Source organism: Acinetobacter dispersus, assembly GCF_009884975.1.
Lineage (GTDB): Bacteria > Pseudomonadota > Gammaproteobacteria > Pseudomonadales > Moraxellaceae > Acinetobacter > Acinetobacter dispersus.
Genome location: NZ_CP041970.1, coordinates 2,182,215 through 2,205,074 on the forward strand (window position 1 = coordinate 2,182,215; position 22,860 = coordinate 2,205,074).

At 40.0% G+C, this 22,860-nt stretch carries 24 protein-coding genes and 1 riboswitch; of the genes, 7 read left to right on the forward strand and 17 right to left on the reverse strand.

The features are described from left to right. Nucleotides 1–2: 2 nt before the first annotated feature. Complete coding sequence (locus FPL17_RS09960) at nt 3–215, reverse strand: hypothetical protein (protein ID WP_159884820.1); 213 nt, start codon at nt 213–215, stop codon at nt 3–5. A 185-nt stretch (nt 216–400) separates the two neighbouring features. Beyond that, a riboswitch (FMN riboswitch) is annotated at nt 401–558 on the forward strand. A gap of 98 nt (nt 559–656) precedes the next feature. Here FPL17_RS09960 and ribB point away from each other — a divergent pair. After that, entirely contained in the window at nt 657–1,316 is a 660-nt protein-coding gene (ribB, locus tag FPL17_RS09965; RefSeq protein ID WP_159884822.1) for a 3,4-dihydroxy-2-butanone-4-phosphate synthase, read from the forward strand. Between the two features lie 48 nt (nt 1,317–1,364). Here the strand turns inward: ribB and FPL17_RS09970 are convergent, their stop codons facing one another. Then, complete coding sequence (locus FPL17_RS09970; protein WP_159884824.1) at nt 1,365–2,039, reverse strand: HAD-IA family hydrolase; 675 nt, start codon at nt 2,037–2,039, stop codon at nt 1,365–1,367. 93 nt (nt 2,040–2,132) lie between these two features. Here FPL17_RS09970 and FPL17_RS09975 point away from each other — a divergent pair, with 93 nt between their 5' ends. Further along, complete coding sequence (locus tag FPL17_RS09975; protein WP_159884826.1) at nt 2,133–2,900, forward strand: hydroxymethylpyrimidine/phosphomethylpyrimidine kinase; 768 nt, start codon at nt 2,133–2,135, stop codon at nt 2,898–2,900. 78 nt (nt 2,901–2,978) lie between these two features. Here the strand turns inward: FPL17_RS09975 and lysM are convergent, their stop codons facing one another. The 6 genes from lysM to FPL17_RS10005 all read right to left on the reverse strand — a co-directional run bounded on the left by lysM (nt 2,979) and on the right by FPL17_RS10005 (nt 6,718). Then, the gene (gene lysM / locus FPL17_RS09980) at nt 2,979–3,452 is read right to left on the reverse strand and encodes a peptidoglycan-binding protein LysM (RefSeq protein WP_005191027.1); all 474 of its coding nucleotides are present in this window, start codon (nt 3,450–3,452) and stop codon (nt 2,979–2,981) included. A gap of 207 nt (nt 3,453–3,659) precedes the next feature. Then, entirely contained in the window at nt 3,660–3,896 is a 237-nt protein-coding gene (gene acpP, locus FPL17_RS09985) for an acyl carrier protein (protein ID WP_004655272.1), read from the reverse strand. An 86-nt stretch (nt 3,897–3,982) separates the two neighbouring features. Further along, on the reverse strand, nt 3,983–4,717 hold the full coding sequence (gene fabG, locus FPL17_RS09990) for a 3-oxoacyl-ACP reductase FabG (protein WP_005191030.1): 735 nt from the start codon (nt 4,715–4,717) through the stop codon (nt 3,983–3,985). Beyond that, nucleotides 4,714–5,700, reverse strand: coding sequence for an ACP S-malonyltransferase (gene fabD, locus FPL17_RS09995; protein WP_005191032.1), 987 nt, complete (start codon nt 5,698–5,700; stop codon nt 4,714–4,716). Before fabD ends, fabG begins: the two co-directional genes overlap by 4 nt. Nucleotides 5,701–5,897: 197 nt before the next feature. Further along, nucleotides 5,898–6,083 (reverse strand): 50S ribosomal protein L32, encoded by a 186-nt coding sequence (rpmF, locus tag FPL17_RS10000; protein ID WP_004638135.1) that lies wholly within the window; start codon nt 6,081–6,083, stop codon nt 5,898–5,900. Nucleotides 6,084–6,157: 74 nt separating this feature from the next. Continuing rightward, nucleotides 6,158–6,718: a YceD family protein gene (locus tag FPL17_RS10005; RefSeq protein ID WP_005191036.1), complete on the reverse strand. Its 561-nt coding sequence runs from the start codon at nt 6,716–6,718 to the stop codon at nt 6,158–6,160. Between the two features lie 96 nt (nt 6,719–6,814). On the opposite strand from FPL17_RS10005, the gene FPL17_RS10010 reads away from it, so the two are divergent. Beyond that, a complete protein-coding gene (locus FPL17_RS10010) occupies nt 6,815–7,477 on the forward strand; it encodes an elongation factor P hydroxylase (protein WP_159884828.1) in 663 nt (220 codons plus the stop codon). An 88-nt stretch (nt 7,478–7,565) separates the two neighbouring features. Then, nucleotides 7,566–8,183 carry an L-threonylcarbamoyladenylate synthase gene (locus tag FPL17_RS10015; RefSeq protein ID WP_004804938.1) on the forward strand — a complete coding sequence of 206 codons (618 nt, stop codon included), beginning with the start codon at nt 7,566–7,568 and terminating at the stop codon, nt 8,181–8,183. Nucleotides 8,184–8,198: 15 nt separating this feature from the next. On the opposite strand, the gene FPL17_RS10020 is transcribed toward FPL17_RS10015, so the two are convergent. The 3 genes from FPL17_RS10020 to FPL17_RS10030 form a co-directional block, all read right to left on the reverse strand. Further along, the gene (locus tag FPL17_RS10020; RefSeq protein WP_159884830.1) at nt 8,199–8,759 is read right to left on the reverse strand and encodes a hypothetical protein; all 561 of its coding nucleotides are present in this window, start codon (nt 8,757–8,759) and stop codon (nt 8,199–8,201) included. 76 nt (nt 8,760–8,835) lie between these two features. After that, a complete protein-coding gene (locus tag FPL17_RS10025; protein WP_151716575.1) occupies nt 8,836–9,318 on the reverse strand; it encodes a hypothetical protein in 483 nt (160 codons plus the stop codon). A gap of 205 nt (nt 9,319–9,523) precedes the next feature. Further along, nucleotides 9,524–10,246 (reverse strand): GNAT family N-acetyltransferase, encoded by a 723-nt coding sequence (locus FPL17_RS10030; RefSeq protein ID WP_159884832.1) that lies wholly within the window; start codon nt 10,244–10,246, stop codon nt 9,524–9,526. 245 nt (nt 10,247–10,491) lie between these two features. Here FPL17_RS10030 and FPL17_RS10035 point away from each other — a divergent pair, with 245 nt between their 5' ends. The 3 genes from FPL17_RS10035 to rluB are packed head-to-tail and all read left to right on the forward strand — an operon-like array spanning nt 10,492 to nt 12,872. Then, nucleotides 10,492–11,289, forward strand: a complete 798-nt coding sequence (locus FPL17_RS10035; protein ID WP_159884834.1) for a segregation and condensation protein A — start codon at nt 10,492–10,494, stop codon at nt 11,287–11,289. Beyond that, on the forward strand, nt 11,286–11,885 hold the full coding sequence (scpB, locus tag FPL17_RS10040; RefSeq protein ID WP_005191051.1) for an SMC-Scp complex subunit ScpB: 600 nt from the start codon (nt 11,286–11,288) through the stop codon (nt 11,883–11,885). Before FPL17_RS10035 ends, scpB begins: the two co-directional genes overlap by 4 nt. A 42-nt stretch (nt 11,886–11,927) precedes the next feature. After that, nucleotides 11,928–12,872 (forward strand): 23S rRNA pseudouridine(2605) synthase RluB, encoded by a 945-nt coding sequence (gene rluB, locus FPL17_RS10045; protein ID WP_005191054.1) that lies wholly within the window; start codon nt 11,928–11,930, stop codon nt 12,870–12,872. A gap of 54 nt (nt 12,873–12,926) precedes the next feature. Here rluB and FPL17_RS10050 read toward each other — a convergent pair whose 3' ends face one another. From FPL17_RS10050 to FPL17_RS10075, 6 genes are read right to left on the reverse strand one after another with little or no spacing between them, the layout of a single operon-like run. Beyond that, on the reverse strand, nt 12,927–14,660 hold the full coding sequence (locus FPL17_RS10050) for an ABC transporter ATP-binding protein (RefSeq protein ID WP_159884836.1): 1,734 nt from the start codon (nt 14,658–14,660) through the stop codon (nt 12,927–12,929). Between the two features lie 12 nt (nt 14,661–14,672). Further along, entirely contained in the window at nt 14,673–15,815 is a 1,143-nt protein-coding gene (locus FPL17_RS10055) for an ABC transporter permease (protein ID WP_032857505.1), read from the reverse strand. Nucleotides 15,816–15,825: 10 nt separating this feature from the next. Continuing rightward, entirely contained in the window at nt 15,826–16,764 is a 939-nt protein-coding gene (locus FPL17_RS10060; RefSeq protein WP_005191062.1) for an ABC transporter permease, read from the reverse strand. Between the two features lie 12 nt (nt 16,765–16,776). Further along, a complete protein-coding gene (locus FPL17_RS10065; protein ID WP_159884838.1) occupies nt 16,777–18,798 on the reverse strand; it encodes a M3 family metallopeptidase in 2,022 nt (673 codons plus the stop codon). A 26-nt stretch (nt 18,799–18,824) separates the two neighbouring features. After that, nucleotides 18,825–20,642 (reverse strand): ABC transporter substrate-binding protein, encoded by a 1,818-nt coding sequence (locus tag FPL17_RS10070; protein WP_171519516.1) that lies wholly within the window; start codon nt 20,640–20,642, stop codon nt 18,825–18,827. 11 nt (nt 20,643–20,653) lie between these two features. Then, nucleotides 20,654–22,438: an ABC transporter substrate-binding protein gene (locus FPL17_RS10075; protein ID WP_159884840.1), complete on the reverse strand. Its 1,785-nt coding sequence runs from the start codon at nt 22,436–22,438 to the stop codon at nt 20,654–20,656. Nucleotides 22,439–22,860 lie beyond the last annotated feature (422 nt).

Here is a 22,860-nt window from a genome sequence, read left to right on the forward strand (position 1 = left end):
CCTTATTTATCTCGAAATAGCCAACGCAAGAAAAATGGAGTTTGATACAAACTTTGATTCAGCTTCTTATCTTCATTTTCTATGGTTTGTTGTAATTGCTGATTGAGCCAAACCAAATCTTGGTTGGATAACTGTGAAAATGTTTGAAGACTCATCACTGGCCGATGTAACTGTTGCGCCAATTGTTCTAACGCTGTTTTATCTACTTTCTCCATTAGAGTGATCCTTACAGTTATTGTTGTTTTATCTTTTGAGTCTATGCTCAATTCAAATGGATTACCAGTTTCGATGATCAGACAAAAATCAGCTTCAAGTCTCAGCAATTTTCTTCATTTTTATAGAACGATACATTCTATAAAAAGTTGCCTTTTCTCATAAAAATCTGGCTATAATCAAAGCACATCGCTTCAGGGCGGGGTGAAATTCCCCACCGGTGGTAAGTTAGGCATTCTAATCAAATGACCTAATCAGCCCACGAGCCTGTATATATTTTTATATACTAGCAGATTTGGTGAGAAACCAAAGCCGACGGTATAGTCCGGATGAAAGAAGACGAAACCACTGAAATACGCTTTTTGCGTTGTTTTTGTGCACGCTTATTTTTTACATCAGTCCTGAAATGTTCAACCGTATCCAATTTACGAGAGCGTTTCATTATGTCTAGTTTAATCCAACCCGAACTTTTCTTTTCAGTCCTTTCCCCTGCTGAACAACGTATTCAACAAGCTTTAGAAGATATTCGCCAAGGCAAACCTGTATTGGTGATGGATGATTTTGATCGTGAAAACGAAGCTGACTTGATTATTGCTGCTGAAACATTAACAGTCGAAACCATGGCGCAAATGATTCGTGATGGTTCAGGTATTGTTTGCTTATGCTTAACAGAAGCCTTAGCTGATCATTTAGAACTTCCACCTATGGTCGTCGACAATTCCAGCCAATTTAAAACAGCATTTACAGTAACGATTGAAGCGGCACAAGGCGTAACCACAGGCGTGTCTGCCAAAGACCGTGTCACCACTGTTTTAGCTGCAACCAAGGATGGTGCAGTTGCAAGTGACTTAAGCCGTCCAGGTCATGTATTCCCTTTACGTGCGCGTGAAGGCGGTGTTTTAACCCGTCGTGGTCATACGGAAGGTACAATTGATTTAGCTCGTCTAGCAGGTTTAAAACCATCTGGAGTGCTGTGTGAATTGACCAATCCTGATGGTTCCATGGCTTCAGGTATTCAAGTACTTGCTTATGCACAAACCCATGGTTTAACTGTGATCAGCATTGAAGAGCTGGTGCAATACCGCTTAAAACACAATGTCTAATTAGAGATAAAAAAGCCTCGAATCATCGAGGCTTTTTTTCAATTTGTTTTATGAAACTTTTCGCTCGGCGTTCAATTCAGCAACAGCTTCAATCAACTGACTAAATTGCGAAATTTGGGTCACAGGTTGTGCTTGAGCCAACTCTTCTGCCTTGCCATAACCATAATTCACAGCAATGGTTTCAATCCCATTGGCACGCGCACCGATGATGTCGTATTGGCGATCACCTACCATAATACATTGCTGTGCATCTAACTGTTGTTGTTCAAGAATATAAGCGATTAAATCCGCTTTATTGGTTCTCTCACCAGTCAATTCACTGCCATACATTTCGGTAAAATACTGGGCTAAATCAAAATGAACCAAAATTTGCTTCGCATAAACTGTAGGCTTTGCTGTTGCAAGAAACAAAGCATAGCCTTGTGATTGCAATTGTTGCAAAGTCTCAGCAACTGATGAATAAACTTCATTTTCAAATAAGCCTGTCACAGAGAAACGCTCACGATAAGCCAGCAATGCTTGCTCAGCTAGATCATCATCTTGAGTATTGAGTAATTTTGCGAGAGATGCTTTTAAAGGTGGGCCAATAGTCCAGTCTAGATCGACCTCATCGGCTACGGGCTGACCTAATTTTTCTAGTGCAAAACGAATTGAACCATGAATTCCAGTTTTAGGATCGGTTAAGGTTCCATCTAAATCGATGAGAATATTTTTGATCGTCATTCGCTCAATCTCTTACAGTCTTACACAACACAGTCGAGAGTTTCTCGAAACTTCCCTATACTACCGTAGATTGCAGAATAAAAGGAAATTGCAGTGCGTCCGACCGTACTTTGTTTTTCAGGTTTAGATCCTTCTGGTGGGGCTGGCCTACAGGCAGATATTGAAGCAATTGGACAAAGTGGTGCACATGCTGCAATTGCATGTACTGCTTTAACCATTCAAAACTCACAACAAGTGTTTGGTTTTGAAGCGACTTCAAAGGAATTATTGCTCGCACAAGCCAATGCGGTGGTCGGCGATTTACCAATCAAATGTGTGAAGTCTGGTATGTTAGGTACGACCGACAATATTGCGGCACTGGCTGAATTCTTACGTGAACATCCAGATTATTTATATGTTCTAGACCCCGTTTTGGTCGCAAATAGTGGCGGTTCATTGGGTGACCAAGCGACATTAGTCAAAGCCTTTGTTGAGCTAATTCCATTGGCAACAGTAATCACGCCAAATACGGTTGAATTGCGAGCCTTAACTGGTCTGGATGATATTGAACAAGCCACACAAAAGCTTTTCGAAATGGGTGCAAAAGCAGTATTGGTCAAAGGTGGGCATGAAGATACGCCTGATCATATCCGTAATGTGCTCTACTCGGATGGAAAAATGCTTGCAGAAAGCCGCTGCCCACGCTTAGAAGGTCAATACCACGGTTCAGGTTGTTCATTGGCAAGCTTTATTGCAGGGCGTTTAGCACTTGGTGATTCGCTTAAAATTGCGGTTCAACATGCGGAAACATGGCTATTTGGCGTGTTAAAACATGCGGAAACACCAGTACCGAATGGGCAAAAGATTCCAAAACGCTTTTAAGCTGTTTCAAAAAATCATTATTTTCAAGAAATGATCGAATAAAAAAGGCGCTGAATGCGCCTTTTTTATTATCCAAAATTATTGTGGAATACGGAGTACTTGACCAGGGAAAATGTCATCTGCATTTTTAAGTAACGGACGATTCGCTTCAAAAATTTTGTTGTACTGGTTTGGGTCACCATAATATTCTTTTGAAATCTTAGACAAATTGTCTCCTGATTTCACAGTATAAAATTTACTTTCTGGCTCAGGTGTTTCCACAGTAAGTTGATCATCAACTTGCGCCACATGATCAATATTTCCGACAGCAAGTACAATCTTTTCTTTATCGGCCTGAGTTTTAACCTGTCCTTTAACTGTTGCCGTATCAGTATTGCCATTATATGTGACTGATAAACCATCAATCGGAAGACCTAAACTTTTAATCAAACCTAATAATTTATTCGCAATCTCTTGAGCTGATGGTTCAGCTGGCGTTGCTGGTGCAGCTTGTGGCTCTGCTGGTGCTGTATTCTTCTTACCAATGCCTTTAACAAAATCAAAAAGACCCATTGTTATTTCCTCTGTAATTATTAATTGAATATAGTCAAAAAAGACCTACATCTAGTTATACAGAAAAAATAAATCACTCGAGTTTCAATTTAGCGCGGTCTTGTAAATATATGTATATAAGTTAGAACCCGATGAAAAACACACTGTTGCGAAATATCTGGGCACAAAAAAGCCACCTTGCGGTGGCTTTTTGATCATGCAAGATGATTAACCAAGTTTCTTAGTTACGTAATCGATTGCAGATTGAACAGTTGTGATTTCATTTGAATCTTCATCTGGAATCGTGATGTCAAAATCATTTTCAAAAGACATTACAAGTTCAACCAAATCTAAAGAGTCAGCACCTAAGTCATCCATGAAAGATGCTTCGTTTTTAATCTCTTCAGCACGCATACCTAATTGTTCAGCTACTGCTTGTTTGATGCGTTGTTCGATATCGCTCACAGGAATTCTCCTCATTGCTTGTGGCGTTTTAATTTGCCACTAGTTTAATTGAATATAAGATTTTTTAAAAGTTTATACATCGCCACTTAGGCCATGTATAGACCACCATTTACGTGTAAAACTGTACCAGTAATGTAACTAGCCTTATCGCTCGCCAAGAAACTCACTGCATCTGCAATATCTTGAGGTTCACCTAGACGATTTAAAGCTACTTGATCAGTCATTTTTTTACGAATATCTTCGCTTAACTGATCAGTCATTTCAGTGGCAATGAAACCAGGTGCAACACTGTTCACTGTAATCTGACGACTACCCATCTCTTTGGCTAAACTACGACTGAATGCTTCAATCCCTGCTTTTGCTGCCGAGTAGTTCGCTTGCCCAGGGTTAGCAAAATGTGCAACCACTGAACTAATATTAATAATGCGGCCAAAACGTGCTTTGGTCATGCCTTTCAATACACGCTTAGATAAACGATAAACCGCTTTTAGATGAATATTGAGAATGTCATCCCAATCATCTTCTGACATACGCAGCAGCAAGTTGTCTTTGGTAATGCCTGCATTGTTGACCAAAATCAACACTGAGCCATATTTTTGCTCGATGTCTGAAACCAGTGCATCAATCGCTTCGCCATTGCGAACATCAAGTACAGCACCTGTCCCATGTTCAGCAAAGCTTTCTGTCAGCTTTTGCGCGCCTGCTTCAGAAGTTGCGGTACCAACCACAAAAAAACCGTCTTGAATGAGTTGCTGTGCAATCGCTGCACCAATGCCTCGGCTTGCTCCTGTCACTAACGCAACTTTTCGTTGTTGTGTCATGCAATTTTTCCTTCTGCCACTAACACTGCGTTTAGGGCATCTTCCATACGTGCTTTGCTATCAAGGGCAAATGCTTTTTCTATGTTCGGTAATCGCTTAGCAAGATTACTCAGTACCGTACCCGGGCCACATTCAACCACGTACTGGATACCTTGATCTTGCAGATATTGCATCGTACGCGTCCATTGTACTGATTGGTACAATTGAGCTGTTAATGCTTGACGTAATTGAGCAACATCTGTCGCGATTTCCGCGTTGACATTTTGTATTACAGGAAGGCATGGTAGCTCAATGGCAGTTTGTTCCAAAGCTTCGGCAAACTTTTCCGCCGCTGGTTTCATTAATGTGCAATGAGATGGGACAGAAACAGGCAATGCGATTGCTTTACCTGATTGTTCTTTTGCTTCTGCCATGACCTGCTGAACCAATGCTGCACTACCAGCGATCACGACTTGGCCTTGTGCATTATAATTTGCCGCTTCAACTGAACCTTGACCTGCAGCAGAAGCATTTTGACAAAGCTCGACCACTTTCTCATCAGCCAAACCAAGAATTGCAGCCATTGCACCTTCACCTGAAGGAACAGCACTCTGCATCAGTTTGCCACGTAAATGAACCAGTTTAACTGCATCAGCCAAGCTCATTGCTTCCGCTGCAACAAGTGCACTGTATTCGCCCAAAGAGTGTCCAGCCAAGTATTTCGGCACAATACCACCCAGCTCTAACCATACACGCCATAGCGCGATACTTGCAGTCAGTAACACAGGTTGGGTATTTTCAGTTTGGTCCAAGCCTTCACCTGTTTGGGCAATCTGCCAAAGGTCAAAACCTAGTGCAGCTGATGCCTCAGCAAATGTATCTTGAACGACACTAAACTGCTCTGCAAGTTCAGCCAGCATACCTGCCTTTTGAGAACCCTGACCAGGAAAAACAAATGCTGTTTTTGTTGCTTGAGCAGCCTGCTCAAGTCGTTTAGTCGACATATAAAAATCCTTAAATTAGTCTACCGCCAATTTTATCAATACTCATAATTCTACATGAGAATGACAATAGACTCTTTAGCGATGCGGCAATTTAACACTGATTAATTCTTTTTATAATTGCGAAAAACAACAAAAAAGGGAGCTTTCGCTCCCATTTTTTCTATACTTTAAGCTAACGCTTAATGCATATAGTTCAATTATTCAGCATCAGCTGCTTTAGCGAATAATTGACGACCACGGTAAATACCGTCTTTAGTCACGTGGTGACGACGATGAGTTTCACCAGTAGTTTGGTCTACAGATAATGCATTCTCGGTTAAAGCGTCATGTGAACGGCGCATGTCACGGCGAGAGCGACTTTTACGGTTTTGCTGAACGGCCATGATGGCTCCTTACAAAGATCGAAAAAATGGATCAGAACAAATTCAGTTGTCTTAACTCAACATTATAACATAAATTATGAGTTAAGTTTACCCTTCAGACCTGCCAAAACATCAAACGGATTATCCCGTTTCTCTTCGACAACATCTGGAGTGGTAGGTTGATGCTTATGCTCGCAAGCATCATGCTTAGGAGATAAAGGCACCAACAATAACAGCTCATCTTCTAGTAGTGCGAGTAAATCTATCACTGCAGGTGCATCATAATCACCTTTTTTTGAAGATTCACTTTCACCTAGAACGATGAAATCAGCATCCTCATCCAATCGCTCTATCAGTGACTCATCATCAATCAAAGCTAAATGAAAGTCTGAAACCAATTCAATTTCAACGGCTTCCAAACAACGTTGGCACACCATTGGAACTTTTGCTTCAGTATGTCCATCTAACCATACAATACGATGATAGATATCCATTGATAGCTTACAGTCTATGTTGATCAATTGATCATCAATTGAACCAACAGCTTCTCGAGCAATACGAGCAAAGCGAGACAATGGCAGTGTTCCTGACCATGTAAAGCCCTGTTCAGCCCATTTAAATGGCTCGATTTGGCTTGGAAAAGTATTTGCTGACATAATTAAGGCGGCAATTCTACAAATTCATCGGTACTCTGTCAAAGATTAAGATACAATTTTGTACTTCTTTAGACAGAACTCGGGGTAAATTAAGCAATGTACCTGTTGCAGCCGCAACTTGAAGTAACATCTTCATTACTCGTAAGCACCCATTCAACCTCTGTTCCTGTGTTAGCGCTAGATCAAGTGCAACGTTCATCTTGGCAAAAGGTAACAACAGAACCAGAACAGGTCGATTGGCTTATTTTACACTTTAATCATTGGTTTTCCCACCATAATGTCACACTTGTTAAAGGTGATTTTGAACCAGAATATTTCCCAGCCACTTCTGAGCACCCTGCAAAGATCCAATTTGCCCATGGTTTCTTCAATAGTGCCCTACATGAAATCAGTCATTGGAGCATTGCTGGCAAGCAACGTCGCCTACTTTCCGACCTTGGTTATTGGTATGCGCCCGATGGACGAAGTTCAGAACAGCAAGCCCTGTTTGAACGAGTTGAAATTAAACCTCAAGCCATAGAATGGCTATTTGCGACTGCCTTTGGTCGAAAATTTCGTGTGTCGCTAGATAACTTAACTGGCGATGGCGGTAATGGCGATCAATTTAAAGATCATGTCTTTGCCCAAGTACAACGTTATTTTTCTGGGGAAGCAAAATTACCACGTGATGCTGCACATTTCATTCATTACATCTGCTTGTCTACCCGCAATGGAACACCATTACAACTCGATGAATTTAAACGTGAATACCTTGATTAAATGACAAAATTATCACATCTAAGACTTGCAACATGCCCCTAACAAGTTTCATACTGAATTTAGCCGTATAAATCAGGGAGTTAAAATAATGTTGCATTTACATATTCATCCTGAAAACCCACAGGCTCGCTTAATTACTCAAGCAGTAGAACGTATTCGTGCTGGTGATGTTGTGGTCTATCCAACCGATGCAGCCTATGCCATTGGCTGCCAGATTGGAAATAAAAGCGCAATGGAACGAATTGCACAAATTCGTGGTTTGGGGCCAAAGCATCAGTATGCGATTATGTGTTGTGATTTATCTGATATTGCGACCTATGCCAAAGTCGATAACGCCATGTATCGTCTATTGAAAAATAATACGCCAGCAGTTACGACTTTTATTTTGCCAGCGACCAGCGAAGTACCAAAACGTTTAATGCATCCGAAGAAAAAGACCATTGGTCTGCGTATTCCAAGCAATCCCGTTGCTCAGGCATTATTGAAAGAACTCGGTGAACCACTGTTAACCAGTACCTTAATTTTACCTGATCAAAAAGATCCGCTTGATGATCCATTTGATATTGAAAACCAGCTAGGTAAACGTATTGATGTATTCATTGATAGTGGCTTCGGTACTTTATCCACCACCAGTATTGTTGACCTATCTGGAGAAAATCCTGAGGTTGTGCGTCGTGGTGTCGGTGATGTCAGTGCTTTTGAGTAATTCAATTGCTATTGATTACTGCACAGATGCAGCCTGTTCTCTAGGAGCACTTTGTGCTGCTGGGGCAGCACTTGGGATAAAAGTGACTTCTTTCGTATCTTCAATCACGTCACCTTGTTTTGCATCTCGTATTTTATGGAAGTTTGGGCATTCTGAAATTCTTTGTTGAAAGGAAAATAATTCTTTCCCAAATTTATCTTTAATCGTCAAATAAAAAGTTACTCTATCTTGTTCAAAAACATTCAGCATTGCCAAACGTGGTGTAGCTTCCATCGCGGTCAACCCATTTAATTGGCTACACCAAGCCTTTTGAAATGCTTGTTTATCTAACAATTCAGGAATTGGAACAGCATCAACCAAAAAGTTTTGATAAATACGAATGTTGGGATATTGATTTAAAAAATCAATTTGTAAACCTTGTGGTTGTCTAGATGAAACTTCCCTTTTTGTCTCATCTACCCAAGTCGTTTTTAAATATTCTCTCGCTTCTTTTTCATATTTATATGTTTGATATTTTGGATAAATCACTTGCCAAAATATTGCCAATACCACAAATACAATAAGGATGTTTTTCACTAAAAGTTAGCCCTAGATAACAATGGATTTTTAAATTTCTAATCTTAAAATCTACAAATTGGGAATTAAATTAAACTTAGGCAATACTCTGTTTTAACACTTGAAATTCAGGGCATTGAGAAAGTACTTGCTTGTGTTCCATTAAAACGTTGCCTAAACGATTTTTAACAATATAGGTCATCACGACATTATCGTGCTCTATCACACTTACAACAGCTTTAGCCTTATCTTTATATTTATTATCTTGCTGAGGTAGTTGAGAAAAATAACCACAGGCTAGCTTCTGACTATTTTCTAGTAATTTAGGTCTAATGAAAGCTTCCATCCCTTGAGGAAGATCCTGAGTAAAATTCATATAAAAGAAAATATTAGGATACTGATTCAAAATATCACTTTTGATCGGTAAATCTTTAGAAGCACTTTGCATCTCTGGAGTAATGGCAAGATTTTTTAAACTATTTCTTTCTTGTTCCTCAAATTCATATTGCCAATATTTTTCAGTACCAAAATATAATGCGGCAATAATTGCTACCCCACCTACAACAAACTTAAAATTCATTTTGTATTTCTCTCTTAATATTTAATTTTATAATTCATGAGTTCACACTCATTTAATGATCGAGTATTATTTATAAATAATCATTAAATTCAACAAAATAAGATAAAAATAGATCAAAAAAACTTACTTTTCCGATGACTAGATAATCAACATCAACTCTATGATGAATTCTTAAAAAATAGGATAAGTGAATTTTAACAATCACTCATTCGTCTTCAATAAAATCAGACAATCGCTGTTTCTGAAAACCTTGTGCATCAAAATTTTCAGGGCTTAACCACTGTTGATAGTTTTTTTCTAATGCAGGCCATTCCTCGTCAATGATAGAAAACCACGCCGTATTACGGTTATGGCCTTTGGTAATTCGATCTTGGCGGAATAACCCTTCATATTGAAAACCAAAACGTAAGGCTGCGGCTTTAGACGGTGCATTACAATCATCACATTTCCATTCCACCCGTCGAAAATCACGAACAAAGCATTGTTGTAACAGTAAGAAAATCACCTCAGTTGAAGCTTTGGATTTTTTCATTTTATGGGAAAAATAGACATTGCCAATTTCAATGGCACCCTGCTCTAGCCTTGGATTTAATAATGCAATCCAGCCTTGAATCTCACCTTCTACCTCAATCAAAAAATGAGTTGAGCCTTTAAAACCAAATAGATTTTGTAATTTGTCTTTTAAGATGTCTCGATTCTGCGGTGCGGAATAAGGTAAATAAGTCCAACAAGCTGCATTCGGTTCGGTTGATACTGCTTCCCAAATTTGGTTTGCAGCTGAATCTGAAATCTCATCGGCAATATGAATCAGTTTGACGTATTGTCCCACAAGATTCTGATTGATGGCTTTGCTGGGTAAATCACTTTCGACCAAGAAACCCACACTTTGTCCGAATTGGTTCTGTTGTGTTCTTAAATATTTTTTCATCGCAATTTATAATTTAATAAAAATAATGATTTCGTTGTTAATTTAAGCATAAGTTTTTTATATACCCTAGCTAATCGTATATAAATAAAGAAAATACCCTGAGAAGTTTAAGGTTTTTGTAAGCTACTAATTTATTAAATTGGGGATTTCGATTAGAATAGGCTTGCTCTCGGTAGCATGTGCCCTTTTTGCACACAAAATTATATCTTTCATGCTTTTGAAAATTCGCGTGGCTCATAACGGTAATGAATCAAATTCTCCCTTCAACAACTTTGGAGCTAACACCTTCCATTCGTGTCCTTGACGAGTGGCAAGAAGTCATACCCGAAGATTTGTATATACCACCTGCTGCGTTTGAAATTTTACTTGAACAATTTGAAGGTCCTTTAGACTTTCTGATCTATCTGATTCAAAAAAACGGTTTTAATTTATTACAGCTCGATATCTCCCCGATTGCCACTCAATATTTGTCCTATATGGATAGCATGAAATCGCTAAATATTGAACTTACGGCTGATTATATGGTTATGGCCGCCCTGCTCGCAGATTTGAAATCGCGTTTACTGCTCCCGAAACCTGCGGCTGTTGATCAATTTGAACAAGATCCAAAACAAGAACTGATTGATCGTTTAGAAACCTATTTACGTATTAAGCAAGCGGCTGAAAGATTAGGACAAATGCCAATCTTTGAGCGCGATACTTTTAGCACCAACGTGAGTATTGGACACATTGCGCCTATTTATGAAGGTTATGATGTCGATACCTTGCGTGATGCGTTATTCTGTGTATTCAATCGCCCTGAGCCGATTACCCATGTCGTGGCTCAAGAACCGGTACTTTTAGAAGAGCGGATTGCATTTATTGAAAGCCAACTCGCATCTGGCGAGGCCCTAAGTTTTATTGAATTATTAAATCCCCAACAAGGTCGTATGGGTATGGTGGTGACCTTTATGGCGGTACTAGAATTGACGCGTCAGCAAAAAATTCAGATTATTCATAGTGGTATTGAAGCTCCTTTAACCATTCAAGGAGTTGCAGCATGAGTTTAGAGCAACTTGACCCAAATGAAGGTATGTCACTCGAAGACATTCATCATGATGTTTTATTGCAAATTGAAGCAATTTTATTTGCCAGTGACTCACCAGTTTCACTTGCGCGACTAAAAGAAGCTTTTCAAAACCAATATAATAAGCAGCAATTACGCTTTTTTTTACAGCAATTGGCGATGTTACAACATGGTCGATCAATTGAACTGATTGAAACTGCACAAGGTTTTCGTTTTCAGGTACGTGCAAAGTATAGAAATATTATTGCCCAAGTTTGGCCAGAGCGCCCGACTAAACTGTCACCTTCATTACTCGAAACGGTAGCAGTGATTGCATATCATCAACCCGTAACTCGTGCTGATATCGAACAAATTCGTGGTGTATCCAACAATAGCCAAATCTTAAGAAATCTTTTTGACTGGAACTGGATTAAAGAAGCTGGTTTCAGAGATTTGCCTGGAAGACCTGCGTTGTTAGTCACAACGCCCCAATTTTTAAATGCATTTGGCTTAGCATCGCTAGGTCAATTGCCTCCCCTGCAGAACGCCAAGGAAGCATTCATGACACTCGACGCGCATGCGCCGAAGTCCTGAGAAAGGTGAACTGTTGATCATTATGTCTAAGGTTGTGCTGTCATGAGTGAAAAATTACAAAAGGTTTTAGCGAGAGTCGGGTTAGGCTCGCGTCGCTATATGGAAGAAGTCATTGCTGCTGGTCGTGTCAGCATCAATGGTCGTATTGCCCAAGTGGGTGAGCGTATCGAACCCACTGATGAACTCCGTATCGATGGTCGTAAAGTACAGTTCCAAATTGAAGATGAAATTCGTCGTCGCGTCTTAATTTACTATAAGCCAGAAGGTGAAATTTGCTCACGCAATGATCCTGAAAAACGTCCAACGGTATTTGATCATTTACCTCAAATTGCCAATGATCGTTGGGTGATGGTCGGTCGTCTAGATATTAACAGTACTGGTTTATTGTTATTCACAAATGATGGTGAACTTGCAAACCGCTTGATGCATCCATCAAATGAAGTTGAACGTGAATATGCCGTACGTGTCATGGGTGAAGTGACACCACAAATTCGCAATACCATGCTCAAAGGTGTTGAGCTTGAAGATGGTCCGGCTAAGTTCGAATCATTCTCTGAAATTGGTGGTGATGGTATCAACCGTTGGTACCAAGTTGTGGTTAAAGAAGGCCGTAATCGCGAAGTACGTCGTATCTTTGAATCTCAAAGCTTGAAAGTAAGCCGCTTATTGCGTACTCGTTATGGCACGGTTATTTTACCGCGTGAGTTACGTACAGGCCGTTGGATGGAACTGGATAAAACTGATATCGATAATTTAGCAAAATCAGTTGAATTAAAACCACGTCAAGGTACTGGCTTGTTTGGTATGGCAAAACGCCGTACTGAAAAAATGGCAGAAAAGCCATTAGCTTCACGTCGTGGTGGTTATTTACGTCAGCAACGTCGTGATGATGAGCAAGATCAATCACAACAGCGTCCAAGCGGTAATGGCAACAATAACAATGGCCGTAAAACCATTGGTTTCAATAAAGGCTTTAAGAAATTCTAATTCTTGGCTTTAATAAAAAACGCTCTAAATAGAGCGTTTTTTATTAATTAAATATTAATGATGATGGCTTATACCCTGCGGAATGGCATTCAGCAGTTTCTTGGTATATTCATGTTGTGGGTGTAAATACAATTCATCCGAATTGGCAATTTCAACCAACTTACCATGATTCATCACCATCACTTGGTCTGAAATATATTTCACTACGGATAAGTCATGCGAAATAAAGATATAACTCAAACCAAATTCATCCTGTAGATCCTGCAATAAATTCAATACCTGTGCCTGCACAGAGACATCCAATGCAGAAACAGATTCATCACAAATCAGAATCTCTGGCTTTAAAGTTAAACAGCGCGCAATCGCAATCCGTTGCCGCTGACCACCTGAAAACTCATGTGGATAACGATCATAAGCTTGTATTGGTAAACTCACCCTTTCCAATAGCTCAAGTGCAATTTTCTTGCGTTCAGCATCATTCTGTCCAATACCATGAATTCGCATCGGCTCTAACAAAATCTGCCCGATAGTAAAGCGAGGATTGAGTGAAGCGTATGGATTCTGAAAGATGATTTGAATCTTGCGTTGGTACTGGCAAAACTCTTTCTCACTCATTGCCAAAATATCTTTTCCGCCAATCAAGGCTTGTCCACCTGTTGCTTCATGCAAACGCATCAGCAATAAACCAATGGTGGTTTTCCCAGAACCCGACTCGCCAACCAAACCTAAAGTCTTGCCTTTTGCCAATTGGAAAGATACGCCTTTCACGGCCTGAAATTCATCTCGCCCCCATAAACCTTTACGGCTATAAAACGATTTTTTCAGGTCTTTGACCTCTAAAACAATTTGTTCTTCGCCTGTAAGTCCTCGCGACCGCTGTTTCAGATTCAATTCGGACAAATTGGTTGCTTCGACCAATTGTCCATTTTCGTCCTGTTTCATAAAATCGCTGGTGACGGGTAAACGATATGGTCGGGTTGAAAGTTGTGGTCGACAGTGCAATAAAGCACGGGTATACACATCTTTCGGCTGTTCCAAAACTTGCCCAACGGCGCCACATTCACGGATTTCACCATGCCGCATCACGATCACTTCATCAGCTATTTCACCAACCAGTGCTAAATCATGGGTGATGAACAGCATCGACATTTCATGGCGTTGTCGTAATGATTCCAACAAATCAATGATCTGCTTTTGAATGGTGACATCTAATGCCGTTGTTGGTTCATCTGCAATCAATAGCTTTGGCTCACAAGCAATTGCCATGGCAATCATGACCCTTTGCTGCTGACCACCAGAAAGCTGACTTGGATAAGCATCTATTTTTGTTTCAGGTGCGGGAATGCCAACTTCTTTAAGCAGTTCTAATACGCGTGCTCTTGCCTGCTTGCGTCCCATGCCTAAATGAATACACAACACTTCAGCAATCTGGTCTCCCACAGTAAATACAGGATTCAATGATGACATCGGCTCTTGGAAAATCATGGCAATTTCCTTACCGCAAATTTTGCGAATCTCTTTTGCAGATAAATTCAGTAAATCCTTACCCTCAAAAGTAATACGACTTTGCGCTGCAATTTGACTTTGCCCTTTCGGCAATAAGCCCATCACCGCCAAGGATGTGACTGATTTACCACTGCCTGATTCTCCCACCAAAGCCACGGTTTTATTTTTAGGAATTGAAAATGAAATCCCTTTAACCGTTTCGATCCATTGTTTATTTTCGCCTTTAAAGCTGACCCGAAGATCTTCTACTTGTAATAGCGGTGTTTCATTTTGATGTTGCATATTTTCTCTCCGCTATTTCAACTTAGGATCTAAGGCATCACGCAATGCATCGGTAAACATGGAGAATGCTGTGACCAAAATAGCCATGGCGATTGATGCCGCTGCCAATTGCCACCATTTGCCCAAAATCAATTCACTTTGCGCCTCATTTAGCATACTGCCCCATGACACAACCCCAACAGGAACACCAAAACCAAGGAAGCTTAGAATGACTTCCGATTTGATAAATGACACCACCAAAATTGAAATTTGAACTAGCGCGATATGACTGACATTCGGGAAAATGTGTACAAACATTCGACGTAAATGACTGACACCAATTGCCTTCGCTGCAAGTACATATTCACGCGATTTATGCTTCATGTATTCGGCACGAATCAAACGGAATACCCCAGTCCAACCGGTTAAACCTAAAATCAAGACAATCGATAGAATCCCTTTTTGTTGTAGTACTGCCGCAATGGCCAATACCAATAACAGATAAGGAATCGAGGTGAAAATGTTATAAAACCAGTTTAAAACATCATCGACCCAACCACCGAAATATCCCGCAATTGCACCGAGAAAAGTACCAATCACGACAGCCAACAAAGCGGATAACAAACCCACCAAAATTGAGGTTTCAGCACCTTTAATGGTTTTTAACAAGATATCTTGTCCCCACTTATCCGCCCCAAAAGGCAAAGTGGTTTTTAACTCTTGTTTTTGTTCAAGTAAATGCCCACCGAGCTGTTGATCAATTTGCTGTATATCCTCTGCTAAAGGATCAACCACGCCATAATTATCAATAACTGAATCACCTTGCTGTTCAGCCTGAATTTCGGTATTAAGCTGTTGAATTACATCTTTCAATGGATCAACTGGATTATCAGGTAATGCTTGAGTCGTTTGGGTATTGGCTTTGATTTGATCTGATTCAGTATCAGCGCCTAAAAATGTCGGTGGCGCATAACTGACTGCCACTTCTTTATTCCAATTTGAGGCGATTACCCCTGACATCGATAAAGCGAGCAGGATGAAATAGAATAGCACCACCAAGAAAGAAACTACGGCAATCCGATCTGATTTCAATCGATTCAATGCCAACTGCCATAACCCTGTTGAAGCAGATGATTCATTTGAGGAGGTTTTGCCTTTAAAAATTGTACTTAGCATCATCGTTCCCCTACTTCAACTGTACACGAGGATCGAGGAGCTTATATATCAGATCGGCGATCAAGTTAAAAATCATGGTCACAGCTGCAATGTACACGGTGATGGCCTTAATCACAGGGAAATCACTACGTTCAACCGCAATAATAATTTCACGACCAATACCAGGAATACCAAAGAATCGCTCAATCAAGAATGCACCAATCAATAACGCAGGTAAGCTGGCCATGACTTCGGTAACGATTGGAATCGAGGCATTCCTCAATACATGTACACCAAGTACGCGAGACTCACCCACACCTTTGGCACGAGCAGTTCTGACATAATCTTGGTTAATTTCATCCAGCACAAAACTACGATACAAACGTAAAGTTGGGGCAATGCTCACCACCAACATAATCAAGATCGGCAATAAGGCATAGTGAAATAAGTTTTCGCTAAAATTATCACTCCAGCCCTGTACTGGAAACCAACTGAGTTGATATGCCAAGACATACTGGAACACGATGATATAAACCAAAATACTAATCGACATGCCAATAGTACAGAGCATCATCACCATACGATCTGTGAGCGATCCACGAACTGAAGCAACCGCTAAAGCCAGAATAATTGAGATTACCGTTTGTAAAATCGTGAGCGGAATCAATAAAGTCAGTGATGGTCCTAAGCGAGTCAGAATAATTTGCGATACAGATTCTCCCGTACTCCAGCTTGCACCATAGTCAAAAGTCAGAATCTGTTTGATAAAAATCCACAACTGCACATAGTAGGGTTGATCTACCCCCAACTGTTTACGGATGTTATCAATTTGCTCTGGGTTGGACATTTTCCCTGCCAGAATATATGCAGGATCACCACCTACCCAGTTAAATAAAAAGAAGATCAGCAAAATGACACCCAACATGGTCGGGATCATTTGCCATAGTCTGCGTACGACATAAGCGAGCATAATGGCAAATCCTTATTTGACCCGTTGACCTGTAATTTCATTAAAGAAGGCTTTATTATCAGGCTCTCGACCTAAGAAGTCTTTCACCAACTGAGCTGCATCTTTTTGGCTACCCTGCGAAAGAATAGCTTGACGATAACGCTGTCCAACTTCAGGATTATTTAAGTTATTGCCAAAAGCAGACAACATATCGAGTGCCAAGACTTCAGACCACATATAGCCATAATAGCCCGCTTGGTATCCCATCAAATGCCCAAACTGACCAGGGAATTCGGTACTCGGCACATAACCCAATGCGGTTGCTGATTCCATTTTTTTCCACACATCCATAGGCTGTACTTTGAGCGCATCAGCCCCATGTAATGCCATGTCGTATTGTGCATATAAGGTCTGACGTGCATAACGCATACCACGCCCATAGTTGTGTACCGATTTCAGACGTGCAATCAGTGCATCATCAACTCGAGGACAAGCAGGGTCACAATAATCAGCAACTTTAGATAATGTTTCTTTACGGCGTGCCCATTCTTCATACATTTGAGATGGTGCTTCAACAAAGTCACGTTCTACCGATGTACCTGACTGACCTGCATAACGGGTTTTCGATAAGATGCCATGTAACGCATGACCGAACTCATGGACAAAAGTTTCTAACTCATCACTATTTAAACCTTTGCGGTTAAAGTTAGTCACCAAGACTGAAATAGGCTTACGCTTGCTTAATGTACTTCCACCATAGACACCCCATACCGCTGCATGCCCATATTTACCTTCACGTGGAAATTTATCCATGTACAGACCACCCAGCACTTCACCAGTTTTCTTGTCCGTTACATCATAATATTCAACTTCATCTTGCCATGTATCAACTTTGGCAGGCTTGAACTCAATGCCATATAAGTCTGAAGAAATTGCAAATAACCACTTTTGTGCAGCAAGCGTCGGGAAATAATCGCGTAGTTTTTCTTGGTCAATCTGATATTTATCTTTACGCAGTTTTTCGCTCCAATACCCCACATTCCAGCGATTAATTTCAGCCTTATCCAAAGAGGTATTTAAGGTTTTTGCTTTAAATGCACGTAACTCATCTACCTCTTTTTGCTCTAAAGGTGCAACGACTTTGTGTACATCTGCTAAGAAGTTATTAACTGTTTTTGGCGTTTTTGCCATACGTTTCTTTAATGCCCAGTCTGCATAACTTGGCTGACCAAATAGCTGTGCCAGTTCATAACGTAAATCGATAATTTGTTTAAGCAAGACTAAATTCTTTTCAGTACCCCGTCGTGTAAATGCGGTCTGATAACGTTTTCGAGCAGCATCACTATCTGCCAGCTCCATAAAGGGTTGATATTCTGGATACTCAAACCCTAATAAATAATTGCCTTTGTCATTTTTCTTTAAAGCTGAAATATAACTGTCAGGTAAGCCCTTAAGTTCAGCAGGTGTAAACTCTAACTTTTCAGGATTATCACGAATATTGCGAGAGAACTCTTGCGAGAGTTTGGTTAACTCATCAAAAATAGTTTTGACACGTGTTCTTTTTTCGGGTGGAAGTTGTACCCCTGTATCTTCAAAAGCATCAAGAATATCTTGGCGGTACTTCGTATCGATTGCATCATTGGCTTTGGTATTTTTAAAACGTTGATACAACTTTGGGTTCTGATAAATTTCGGTTTGTAATTGATTCAATTTTACTTCACAGTCTTCAGCTGCTTTACGTAAAGTGGCATCAGGATCAACATTGCTATACAGGCTGATCGGTCCTGCAAAGTCTTCAACAGTTGCCATCAATTGATCCCACTCTGCCAATACTGGTGCGGCATCGGACTGCGGCTTAATATTTTGCTTCTCAAGTTGAGCAATACGTTGTTTTAAGCTTTGTATATTGGCATCACACCACTGAGCACTGGCGCTAGTTTTTAAAATAGGTAAGCTTGTACGTGTACCTTGTTCAGCCCAAACACCTTGACTGATCCCTGTTACAGCCATCGATAACAAACCAAAGGCTGATAATTTCAACATTTTTTTCGCCATGCTTTTTCTCCAATTTAATTTGTTGGTTATTTCTTATCTTGAATATCGATATACATCCACTCTGCAGGCAACACAGGATGCTTTTTATAGCCAATGACGCGAGGTTGTACGACAACCGTACGGTAACGAGTCGACATGAATTGTACTGGTGAATAAAACTCTAAAAGACGTGACATTTTGCGATACAGCAAATCGCGCTCAGGCCCATCATCAAGTTTCTGGGATTGCTCATATAAACGGTCATATTCGGGTAATTTAAAACAGGTATGGTTGGTTGCATGAATATTGTTGCCATAGAACAACTGCACAAAATTATCTGCATCTGGATAATCCGCAATCCAAGCGGAGGCCTTAAACATAGTCTTACATTGTTTTTCTGCCTTTAAACCTTCAGCAAACGGAACTGGTTTCGACACCATATTAATCTTGATGTTGGTGAGCTCTTTTTTCAACAATTCTGCCATTTGCATACTGCGGGCACTGCTGGTTGAAGGCATGAACTCAATCACCAGAGGCTTGCCATCAGGTAACGTCCTCCAACCATCTTTCCCCACTTTATAATTGTAGCGATCCAGTAAAAGATTCGCGGCTTTAACTGAGTAAGGAATACTGCTTTTATAATTTGGATCGTGTCCAGCTACACCATATGGGATTGGAGACTCCAACTTTTGAGCATTGCCTTTGGCTAAAATCGTAATAAATTTTTCTTTGGAAATTGCCATAGACATGGCACGGCGTAGTGCAATTTTTTCTTTACTCAGACCACCGACTACGGGATTTTGGATATTCCAATACATATAATCAATCGATGGATCTAAGATACGAGACAGTTGGATGCCCTTCTTAGCGAGTTCAGGTTTTAATGAACCATCAGATTGTAAAGCCTGTGCAGGTAACTCACCATCCAAGGTAAATAAATCTAATCCATCTTTTTGAAAGGATAACCAGCCCGATTGCGATTCCTCAATCACCTGAATATCGACAACACCAACCTGCGGCATTTTTTTGCCTTGCATCTGTTGCACGATTTTTTGATCTTCAGGATTACTGGCCTTAAAGTCCCATGTAAAACCACGATAATCTGGATTTGCTTTCAGAATAATCCGTGAACCTGGTGTCCAATGAGCAAGTACGTAAGGACCTGTTCCAACTGGACGTCCCATCACATAACCGGCTTTATCTCGATAATGCTCAATCACTTCTCTTGCGACAGCACCAGTGGGTTGATGCGCCAACAGCATTGGAAAATTATGATTCGGCTCTCTTAAACGAAGGACCAAAGTATAGCGATCTGGTGTTTGTATACCTGCAATTGGCTGATCGTAATTAAATTTCCCAGTTTTACCCGCCTGTTGAATCAAAGGTTCAATCCCTACCAGCTTATCTTCAAATAACCAGCTATTTGGTGAATGTAGGTTGGGATCAATTAGACGTTTAAATGAATAAGCATAGTCTGCCGCAGTGAGCTCACGCGGCTTACCTTTAAACACTGGGTCAGGAGTAAAATAAATGCCTTTCTTGATTCGAATGGTATAGGTTAAGCCATCTGCACTTACTTCAGGCAGAGCAACTGCTGTTTTTGGCACCAACTTGGCAGGCGAAGCTAAATAATCGTAGGTATAGAGCGTTTCAAAAATAGAATATAAGACATGAGCCGAATACAGGTCTTGTGTGGCAACTGGATCAAAACCCGTTTCCGCCACAGGAAAAGCATAGCGCAGAACTTTCTTCGGATCTGCTGGACTTTTCGCCTCTGCTACAGATACTCCAAAACTTGTAGCTGCTCCCAGTAACAATGCCAAACCGTAAGGTGATATAGAAAATTTAAACTTTTGTTTCATCATACATGTATCACTTATTTTTCACTTGGTGAAACAATATCTAAGTATTGCCAATTGGTATTCATAATTGGATGTGCTTTAAAGCCCTGAACCTCAGGTTGAATCAGCCAGTTACGAATTCGTGTGTCTTGTAAAATCCATGCATTGTCTGCTTCGATTTGGCGACTCATTTTTTCATAGAAAGGCATACGTTTTTCAGGCGGTTGCTGCATCGCTTGTTTGTATAAACTGTCATAAGCTGCTGACTTATAGCAAGATTGATTACCACGTCCAACATTCGGACCATAGAGTAATTGAGTGAAGTTTTCACCCTCTGGATAATCCGCGTGCCATGCTCCACTCCACATCATGTATTGACACTGAGTTGCGGCTTTTAAGTTATCGGCAAAATTACTGACTTTGAAGTCTGCTCGAATACCGATTGCATCTAAACTTTTTTTCCAAAGCTCGGAGGAGATTAGCTTCGCTGATCCTGTTTCTGTATTTATTTTTAAAGTTAAGGGCTTACCATTGGGCAAATTACGGTAACCATCTGGTCCTTTTTTATAGCCAAAATGATCCAACAATTTATTAGCTAACAAGGGGTTGTAACCAATACTGCTACGATAATTCGGGTTATGACCGCTGATACCTGCTGGTACGAGCATTTCAGCCTTAACTGCCTGTCCTTTTCTTGCAATACGAATATATTCATTGACATTAAAAGACATCGCGATTGCTCGTCTTAATGCAATTTTATCGAGACTATTACCACCAACAACAGGGTCACGCATATTGAACATCGAATAGGTGATCTCGGCCTCTTTATTGGCGTAGAGTCGTATGCCCTGCTTTTGTATAGCAGCTTTTAACTGGTTATTTTGATCCAGCACTTTGGGAACTGCATTTTCGGTAACTTTATCAAAGTCGAGCTGTTTAGACTGAAATGCCAGCCAACGTGATTGTTCTTCTTCGATAATGCTGATATTGACCTTGCCAATTTGTGGCATTTGTTTGCCACTCATTTCTTTAACCAGCTGATTGTCCCAAGCTGTACCTGTCGATTTAAAGTTCCAGACAAAACCTCGATAATCAGGATTGGCAACCAGTTCAATCTTACTCCGTGGTACATATTTACTGAGCATATATGGCCCCGTACCAACAGGATGCATTGCTAAACGATCTTTATAATATTCAACGACTTCTCGAGCTGTTGCACCAAAGGTACTGTACGCCAATATATAAGGAAAATTATAATCAGGTTGTGTCAGCGTAAATTGAATTGTATATTTATCCAGTGCCTTGATCCCAGCAATTTGAGCATCATAGTTAAATGTGCCCGTCTTTTTGGCCTGATCAACCAGTGCATTTGCACCCACAATTTTATTATCAATAAAAGAAAATGATGAAGCGTGATTTTTAGGATCTAATATTCGTTTAATGGAATAGACATAATCTTCAGCAACCAGCTCTCTACGCTTGCCTTTAAAAGCAGGATCATCGGTAAAATAAATACCAGGCTTTATTTTAAATATATATACCTGACCATTTTTTTCAATCACAGGTAGGCTTTCTGCTGTCGATGGAACCAATTTTACTGGGTTAGCAAGATAATCGTATTGAAGCAATCTTTCAAAAATCACATCGGCCACATTCCCGCTGTAAAAATTAAAAGTTTTAACCATATCAAAACCATCATCTGGGGCTTCAAAAGCAACACGGAGTACTTTATCTGCCTGAGCAGGTGTTTTTGCATAGCCCATCGGCATAAATGCAATAACGGTTGATAATACAGTGACCGTAAAAAAAGTTGACTTCAAATCAGTGCTCACATCATCGTTTTTTAATAAATACTAGACTTTCGCATAGCATTCAACACTACAACCGTTTCCCTTTCTGCGTTTCTTATTCCAATTTTTTATTAAAAAATCATTTATTTAATGATGTTTTACCAGTTGGAAAAATTAAGTCAAAAGAAAAACCCCTTAAAGATCGAAAATTACCTAGCTATTTTCATGCCACTTTTCAAATAAAAAAATTAAGATTATTTTTTAATCAAAAAATATTTCAAGCAGACTTAATTTCACGCATCTTAAATAAAAGTAACTTTATGCCAAATCATATTTTTATATATTATTTTCCATTTCAATGAAATAAAAATAACAAACCTAATGTTTTATAGCAATAAAATTCATTACGCACCACAAAAAAGCAAAAATAAAACTTTATGATTCATTTTAAT